General features: G+C 58.9%; 7 protein-coding genes. All 7 read right to left on the bottom strand.

All coding sequences use genetic code 11. From position 1 onward, the window contains the following. Positions 1-96 precede the first annotated feature (96 nt). The 7 genes from A3OQ_RS0110825 to A3OQ_RS0110795 all read right to left on the bottom strand — a co-directional run bounded on the left by A3OQ_RS0110825 (position 97) and on the right by A3OQ_RS0110795 (position 7,939). Positions 97-879, bottom strand: coding sequence for a SapC family protein (locus tag A3OQ_RS0110825; RefSeq protein ID WP_020175410.1), 783 nt, complete (start codon positions 877-879; stop codon positions 97-99). A 167-nt stretch (positions 880-1,046) separates the two neighbouring features. After that, positions 1,047-1,949, bottom strand: a complete 903-nt coding sequence (locus A3OQ_RS0110820) for a radical SAM protein (RefSeq protein ID WP_020175409.1) — start codon at positions 1,947-1,949, stop codon at positions 1,047-1,049. Positions 1,950-2,011: 62 nt separating this feature from the next. Beyond that, positions 2,012-2,890 (bottom strand): hypothetical protein, encoded by an 879-nt coding sequence (locus A3OQ_RS0110815; RefSeq protein ID WP_020175408.1) that lies wholly within the window; start codon positions 2,888-2,890, stop codon positions 2,012-2,014. Beyond that, positions 2,887-3,702 carry a hypothetical protein gene (locus A3OQ_RS0110810; protein WP_020175407.1) on the bottom strand — a complete coding sequence of 272 codons (816 nt, stop codon included), beginning with the start codon at positions 3,700-3,702 and terminating at the stop codon, positions 2,887-2,889. The genes A3OQ_RS0110815 and A3OQ_RS0110810 overlap by 4 nt, the downstream gene beginning before the upstream one ends. Next, positions 3,699-5,195: a tryptophan halogenase family protein gene (locus tag A3OQ_RS22065; RefSeq protein ID WP_020175406.1), complete on the bottom strand. Its 1,497-nt coding sequence runs from the start codon at positions 5,193-5,195 to the stop codon at positions 3,699-3,701. Before A3OQ_RS22065 ends, A3OQ_RS0110810 begins: the two co-directional genes overlap by 4 nt. Positions 5,196-5,279: 84 nt before the next feature. Next, the gene (locus A3OQ_RS0110800; protein ID WP_020175405.1) at positions 5,280-6,599 is read right to left on the bottom strand and encodes a B12-binding domain-containing radical SAM protein; all 1,320 of its coding nucleotides are present in this window, start codon (positions 6,597-6,599) and stop codon (positions 5,280-5,282) included. Beyond that, the gene (locus A3OQ_RS0110795) at positions 6,596-7,939 is read right to left on the bottom strand and encodes a B12-binding domain-containing radical SAM protein (protein ID WP_020175404.1); all 1,344 of its coding nucleotides are present in this window, start codon (positions 7,937-7,939) and stop codon (positions 6,596-6,598) included. The genes A3OQ_RS0110800 and A3OQ_RS0110795 overlap by 4 nt, the downstream gene beginning before the upstream one ends. Positions 7,940-7,958: the final 19 nt, after the last annotated feature.

The following is a 7,958-nucleotide window of genomic DNA, read 5'->3' as shown; positions in this document are numbered from 1 at the left end:
GACACAACCCTCACAAAAAAACATTTTTGACGAAATTTATGCACCGCAAAATATTCGCGGTGCATCACTCTTTGTACGACGGCAATGCCGTCGTTTTCAGACGGGCGCCGACTCAAGCGCCTCTGATGTTGAACCGTTCGGAAGCGCGAGCGGCGGAACCGCCTGCGCCATACGCTCGGCAATAGGAGTGAAATTCCGCAAGGAATGCAGATGCGAATAGATGAGATCGAGACCGCCCGAGCGGGCGAGTTCTGCGAGCTTCTGCCCGTCCAATTGGCGAAGCCGTTCGCGATTGACCACCTTGAAGCCGCCAAGCTTCATCTGCTGACCCGAGCGCAAAGTGAATTGCGCCTCCATCGGATCGAACAGCTGAAGCTCTTCGAGCATCTGAACGAACTTGCGGGTGGCCAGGAACTGGACCTGATAGGCCTGCAGGAAGTTCAGCACATTTTGCAGATATTGGGTGCGTTCACCGGCGCTGTCGAACAGGCGCTCGCCGCGCCCTTCCGTATTGACGCCGCTATAGTCCTCGTCCACGCAAAGCGTGAAGGTTTTCCCGTCGTCGTTTGAAGAGAAGACGAAAGGATAGCGGCGCAAGAAGGCCGGAATATATTTGCCCAACCACTCGCCCGAAGCGCCGACATAAAGATTTTCATGATCGCGGACGCCGAGCATGGCGACGGGCATAATCGTGCCAGCCTCGCCCGCGAATACGATCGCATATTCGCCAACGCAGAATTCGAATTCGACCGACATCAAGGGCACGGAATTCACTTCGCGTGCGAAGCTGTAATCGGCGCCAAACTTGACTGACGTGTTGAGATGCTGCTTCGGCGAAACCGGTACTGCCTTATCGTATATCAACAGTTGCTTGGTCATTGAAAATCCAATGGTTAGCGTTCCCAGTGCCAGGTTGGCACGGCTCATTTCTGCCATGTTTAAGATTTCGTTAGCACTGTTGAGGGGTTACCACAACGCTCGCAGAGCGGATTTGATAATTATGACAGCGGCTTTCACACGTCTGTCGCGCCGCTTCGACGCCGGTCTCAGGCTTGCGCTATTGGTGCGAGCATACCGTCTTCCCAACCGAACTTGCGGATATAGGCGGTGGTTAATCCGAGGCATTCGGTAGAGCCGCAGCGCTCCCTGTACACGCATTGGTAGAAACCGTTGCGGCCAAACTCGGCCCAGAATGCCTCGTCCACGTAGAGGTGCGGCTGTTGGTTGACGAGAAGCGCTGCGTCGCTGCCAAGCATGCATTGCGGCATGTTCTTGATTTCGATGGAGCGTCCAAGAGATTGTGCTTTGGCGACAGCGAGCCTGAGTTGCGGCGTAACGAGACCGAGCGGTGCGATAAGATCTTTCTCATCGTCCTCGCGCATCGGCCAATAATTCCAGAACTCCATTTGCGCGAGGCATTTGATATGGGCGAGCACATCGACAATGGCCGGCAGGTCGTCCGCGCTGCGCCGGGTAATAACCGTATTGGTGAGTACTGTTGCGCCGCCGAGGCGGTCGAGGTTTTCAAGCCCGCGAAGCGTTTTTTCAAACGAGCCCGGCACCGTCGTAATCTCATCGTGCCGGGGCGCGTCGGACCCCGCGATGCTGATGAAGAACTCGTCGACACCGGCATCGAGAAGAGCCTCGCAGAAGCTCTCCTGTTCAAGTGCCATCCCGTGGCTCTGGATACGGACATGGGAAAACCCGGCTTGCCGCGCCCGCTTGGCGAGTTCGAGGAGATCCTTCCGTAAGGTTATCTCCGATCCCGTCAGGATCAGGCCCTTCCAGCGGGCTTCACGCGCATTGACCGCGAGAAGCTCGTCGAAGCGCGCATCCGATTCAGGCCGCAGGCGATCCATCGTGCCTTCAATCATGCAATGCACGCATTGCAGATTGCAGCGAAACTCCATCGTCATCGAGACATAGTCACGATTGTCGAAACGCGTCATCGCACCACTATCGCGAAGCCAGAACTTATTTGGAGCAGCTCGATTCACGCCAAGCATGAATGCTAAAGGAGCCCGTAAATCGCAGACTTGACGATCTTTATACCACTTTCAGTCGAAATGTAATCAATTCCGACGTCATAGAGCATATGGTCGAGTTCGCCGCTATGCTCGCTGATGAAACCGGCATAATCCGGCGGGAAGCCGACCTTGCGGACGAAGCGCTCGAAGCCGTCGAACGGCAGGCGCGCGAAATAGACGCCGTCGTTGAACTTCTTGTTCGCGACGACGACGATCCCGCAATCCATCATGTCAGGCCAGAGAATGGCGTCGAGATCGAAGTTCCTGAGATCGAGATGCGCCGAGCAGGCGATTTTCGCGCGAATGTCGGCGATCTCCCTTTCGCGATCGAAGAAATAATAGAGATTGTCGAGACGTATCGCTTCAGCCGTGACGTTGTAGCAAATGCCGGACGATACGCTGTTGGTCGGATTGCCTATGTAGAGGCTGAGTTCGTCGATCCGCCGCGTGGCGATGGTGCGGTCGTCGATATCGAGCGAAAACATGAAATAGGGCCGCTGCGGCGATACGGTGAGATTCGAGGATACGAAAGGCGACAATCCGCCGAGGACGCGCTCGATCGAAGTGGTGCGCTCAAGACGCTCGTAATCATAAAAATAGAATTCGTAGGAGAAGTGCCCGAACCTCTCCTTGATGCCCCAAACGGTCTTGAACGGGCCGAGCGTCCGGCGCATCGCCTCGCAACAATCCCTGACAAAGGGATCGGCGCCGGTCATTTCGAGGAAGGTCCAGAGCAGCGTGCTCGAGCGCAATTTGCCGGCCGCGGGCCCGCGCGGCTCATAGTCCCAGAGACAATAATCGGCGAATCGGTCATGCGGGCCGACACGCTCGATCGTAGACGTGCTCATCGCCGAAGTGCTCATAGTCCCTGGGCTCCGTAATAGAGCGTCGCGAAGGGAGAGCCTGCAGCATCCTGTCCGCCCGCGATGTGCCCGAGAACCGAAGCGGAGCGCCCAGCGAAAAAGGCCCCCAGCGCATCGGCCGGAATATCGAAGTCGCGGCCAAGCCGCATGACCTCGGCTTCGACATCGGCCAACCTTAACCCCGCATCGTAAAGCTGCAGATCGAAAGAGTGCCGCGCGCTATCGATGTCGGCGACGTCGAGCAGAATCAGATCATCCGCGCCGGTCCGCGTGAGCGCCTGACAAAGAACACCGCGCGCCATGTCGACCGCGGCATGGCGGCCCGCATCCCCATCATGCTGCGTCAGGCGGTCTGCAAGCGTGAGGCCGCCGTCAGGCACAAGCCGGTAATGCGTTTCGCGGACATGATCCGTATCGACACGCCACTTGAGCGCGCGATGCACGAGCACCGGCGCCGGCGGGCCGCCGGGGGTCGCCAGCGCGAGACGCGCATCGCGCACATATTCGAGATAGATCTTATGAACGAGGTTGCCGCCTTCCACCTCGAAGCCGAAATGGATGATGCCGGCGCCTGCAATATGGTCCGCGAGCCAGGTGTGGCAGACGGCGGGCGCCGCGAGATCCGAGAGGATACGCCGAACCACGGCGAGATCGGCGTCATCGCCGCAGAGGGCCTCGCGTCCGAAGCTGACGAGGCAACGATCCGTCAAAAGCCGGCCCTGGCCGAGCTTGCAGGAATCTTCGTAACCGAAAGGCATCCGCAAGGCCTTGAAAATCGCAAGAAAGCGGCTGCGCGGGTCCGGCGCGGTCAAATGAATTGTCCGTGCACCTGGGTCATCATGCTGTCATGCTTTCGAGCGCCGGATGCACCTTGGCTCACCTGCGCGCGGCGCTGCGCCAGCGCTTCGCCAACGGCGGCGATATTAATGACATCGGCGGGCGCGATCGGTCGTTCAGGAAAGCGACCCGAGCCAGCCAAAATATAGTGGTAACTTGCCTCCGGAAAGAGATCGAGGCTTTTGGTGTTCATGAGACCGCATACGTCATAGAGCGACAGAAACGCGGCGAGAGGTTCGGGGAGCGGAACCGAACGCGCGTCGCGCCAAAACGGCTCGTCGCGCTTCGACACGACATAATGCAAAATGATAAAATCGCGGATTTCCCGATAAAGGCGTCCCATCGCTTCGTTGAAACTCGCGCGCAGCGGCGGATCGATCCGTGACTTCGGCAGATGATCCGCAAGCAGCAGGACGGCTTTCTGGATGATATGGATGCCCGTCGATTCCAACGGTTCGAGAAAACCGGACGCCAAACCGATTGAGACGCAATTACGTTTCCAGAACTCGGTGCGCCTGCCGATGCGCATCTTGATGAAACGTGGATCGGCGGCGCGGCGTTTTGAAAGATCCGATACCGAAATCAAATGTTCGGCGGCTGCGTCATCTTGGATATGCGCGCTGGAATAGACGTAGCCTGTTCCGGTCCGGCTGTTCAGCGGGATCCGCCAGATCCAACCGGCTGGCGACGCAATGGAACGTGTATAGGGCACCTTCGCTTCGTCGGGAGGCAAAGGCATTGCCACGGCGCGATCGCAGAGAAGATGATTTGACCAATCGATCCAAGGGTCGCCTAAAACCTTCTCGATCAAGAGGCCGGAAAAGCCGGTCGCATCGATAAAAAGATCGGCTTCGATGCGGCGGTCGCCGCCGATGTCGATCGCCTTGAGATCGCCCGTCTCGGACAGAGTGACTTCGCCGACCGTTCCGAAAAGATGCCGGACGCCTTCGGCGATCGAAAGCTCCTTGAGATATTGCGCGAAGGCGTTGGCATCGAGATGATAGGCATAGCCGCCGTTGCGCAGGACATCCTCGGTCGGCCCGCAGAGTCGCTCGGCGAGCGAGGTCTGAACGGCATAGTCGCTGTAATGTCCGCAGTCGTCCCGGTCCTTTTTTCGTTTTAGCCAGAAATGATAGAGATCGATGCCGCCGGCCATTCCGCTGCCGCCGAATGGATGCCAGTAATCCTGGCCATCGCCCATCCAGCCTTCGAAATGGATACCGAGTTTATAGGTCGCCGAGCAGCGCCGCATCAGCTCTTGCTCGTTGAGACCCAAGATGCGCACGAGATGCACAAGAGTCGGAATGGTCGCCTCGCCGACGCCAATCGTGCCGATTTCAGCGGATTCGACGAGCACGACCTCGCAGCCGATGCGCCGCACGATCCGGTTGAGATAAAGGGCCGCGATCCAGCCGGCTGTGCCGCCGCCGACAATCAAAATGCGCTTCATATGACTGACGCGTTCCATGCTCTTTCCGGATCCGCTGTTCACTCTATCTGCACCGCATGGTCTTGAGAAGACGACATGGTTTGCAAGGTTTACGACGCACTGTCATCGAACCGGCGGGAAGGTCCAGAAGAATTGGCCCGCCCGCCCGCCGGACCGCCTGACCTCAGCATCGAGAAAGGCGCATTCGGCCGTGAGCGCCGCCTCCGACCAGCCAAGGCAGGAGTTCATCTTCAATGTGACAGGGTCGTAATCGAGACAATGATTTGGCGGCGAGCGGACCATCAAGCCCGATGGCAAGACCACGCAATGATAGACCCGCAAGGCACAGCGAAGTCCTCTAGCCCGCTCGTAATTCTTCCGGAAGGCCTCGGGATGATCGCCGGGCAGGCCTAGAATGATCTCGACGGCGACGCTCGCCACGTCGCGGAGCTTGCCGAACGTCTCATCGAATCTTTTCTCGTCATAGTTTCGTTCGACATTTGCCAGCACGGCATTGTCGAAACTCTGCAGGCCAATGCCGACATAGGCATCTCCGACCGAGGCAAGAAAGTCGAGATGTTCTTGCTGCACGGCGGCGGGATAGACCTCGCAGATCAACCCGCGCCGCTCGAAAAAGCCGCTCTCCCCGGCAGACCGCCGGAGATTGAGAAACGCGTTTCGATTGAGGTTGAGGCCCGCATCGACGAGCAATGCGGCTTGAACATTATGCCGTTCGATCGCGCGCAATTCGCCACTCAATGCGTCGGCGTCACGAACCCGTTTCGGGCTTTCCATCGTTCCCCATTCGCAAAAGGAACAGGAAAACGGGCAGCCCCGATAGGTCTGAAGCACGCCGAGGCCGCCATGCTGAAGCAGGTTCATCTTATAAGGCGACGGCAACCCATCGAGATCGGCAAGCGGCCGCGACGGCGTCTCCACCCAGGCGCCGTCCTCGTGGATGGCGACTCCCAAAAGCCCCCGCATCGAAGCCGCGGAGCGGTCTCTCAGCGCGACGATCTCGGCGAATGTCTCCTCGCCTTCGTTGATGACGAGCACGTCGATATCTTGCACGTAACGCTTGAAAGGCGCGAGTGCGAACATGGCGGGGCGCGCCGAAGGGCCGCCGAAGATAATGAGGCGGCTTGGATCGTCCGCCTTGACCAGCGCCGCGACCGCGCAGAAGAACTGAAAGGACCAGAGATAGGCGGAAAAGCCGAGAATGTCCGGATCAAACGCGATGATGTCGCGGGCGACCGCCTCGGCTTCGCCCTCGAAAAGATCCCACACTTTGACGGAGAGATCCGGAAAGCCCGCCGAACGCACCGCCGCTTCGACCATGCGCAGTCCGAAGTTTGGAATGAATTGCGGCATGGCCGGATCGCGCTCCGGATAACGGGCCAGCAAGGCGACCCGGCGTCCGGACCGGATCTTGGTCTCATTCATCCTGCGAGCCGCCGCATCTTCGGTCTCCGGAAGGACCACCAGAAATCGCCCGCCTTGCCGCCATTGGCCAAAGCATAGGCCTGCAATTCCTGGCGCATCGCGGCGATCGCCTCCTCGCTCCAGCCGAGACAGGAGCGCAGGATCAGGGTCTTCGGATCGAAACGGATCTGCCATTCGGGCAGGCTTCGCGTCAGCAGCGCATCCGGCAAGACGAGACAATGATAGACCCGGACATCGGCCGGCAGGGATTGCGCATAGGCAAAAGTCCGCCGGAACCCCTCGGGCGTATCGCCCGGCAGGCCCATGATGATCTGCAATTCGATTTCGGTATGTTCCGCCAGCGCGCGCACCGCCGCCTCGAAACGCTGCGCGTCGAAGGGGCGGTCCTGTTTTTCGAGGACGGCGGGATCCATGGATTGCATGCCGACGCCGAGATAGGCCGATCCGACATTTTCCAGAAAGGCGAGATGCTCGTCGCGGATGATGGAAGGATAGATCTCGGCCCATAACTGGGCCTCTTTGAAGAAGCCCGTCTGCTCATTGGCTTCCTGCAAATTGCGGAAGGCCTGCAGGTTCAAGTTCAGGCCCGCGTCGAGGAGGAAGACCGCCGGCGCTTCGGAGCGCTGGAACGCGTCGAGTTCGCGCGCGATATAGTCGGTGGAGAAAGCTGCCTTGGGGTTTTCTTTCGAGCCCCATTCGCAAAAGCGGCATGACAAAGGGCAGCCGCGAAATGTCTCGAGATAGGCGACCGCTCCCTGCGGCATGAGGCCGAGTTGATAAGGCGAGGCAAGGCTGTCTAGGGCAAGGATCGGCGCGCGTTTTTCCGTCTTGGTCCAGCCATCCTGCGTCGGCAAAGCAAGCCCGGACATTTTTTCGAAGGCCTGCCGCGTCAGCTCCGGCAGTTTGGCTATATCGGCGAAAATCTCTTCGCCGTCGCCTTCGACCACAATGTCAAGATAGGCCTGCGCCGGCCTGTAAGGTCTGAGACCCAGGAAGGATGTGCGGGCCGATGGGCCGCCGAAGACCACGGTGAGCGATGGGCGGCGTCGCTTGATCTCCTGCGCCACCCCGATCAGAAAAGGCGCCGACCAGACGTAAATCGAAAAGCCGACGATATCCGGATCGAAAGCCAGGATATCGTCCACATAGCTGGTCAAGTCCTCGGCGCCCCGGTCGATCAGCGCGACAGCAGCACCTTGAAGCGCGGGATCGGCGATAATCGCGGCTTGAATCCGTCTGATACCGAAACTCGGCATATGCATCGGCCGCAATTCCTGCGCATCGATCTTCGGCGTCAGGCAGACAAGTGCGATACGGCGATTGGAAAAAGCTTGATCCATTGTTCTTCCAAGAACGCAA

The organism is Methyloferula stellata AR4, assembly GCF_000385335.1.
GTDB classification, from domain to species: Bacteria; Pseudomonadota; Alphaproteobacteria; order Rhizobiales; family Beijerinckiaceae; genus Methyloferula; species Methyloferula stellata.
This window is presented reverse-complemented; position numbering and strand designations above follow the sequence as displayed.

Coding starts and splice junctions, on each gene's coding strand:
- A3OQ_RS0110825 (WP_020175410.1), bottom strand. CDS start 879: ATGACCAAGCAACTGTTGATATACGATAAGGCAGTACCGGTTTCGCCG.
- A3OQ_RS0110820 (WP_020175409.1), bottom strand. CDS start 1,949: ATGACGCGTTTCGACAATCGTGACTATGTCTCGATGACGATGGAGTTT.
- A3OQ_RS0110815 (WP_020175408.1), bottom strand. CDS start 2,890: ATGAGCACTTCGGCGATGAGCACGTCTACGATCGAGCGTGTCGGCCCG.
- A3OQ_RS22065 (WP_020175406.1), bottom strand. CDS start 5,195: ATGGAACGCGTCAGTCATATGAAGCGCATTTTGATTGTCGGCGGCGGC.
- A3OQ_RS0110800 (WP_020175405.1), bottom strand. CDS start 6,599: ATGAATGAGACCAAGATCCGGTCCGGACGCCGGGTCGCCTTGCTGGCC.
- A3OQ_RS0110795 (WP_020175404.1), bottom strand. CDS start 7,939: ATGGATCAAGCTTTTTCCAATCGCCGTATCGCACTTGTCTGCCTGACG.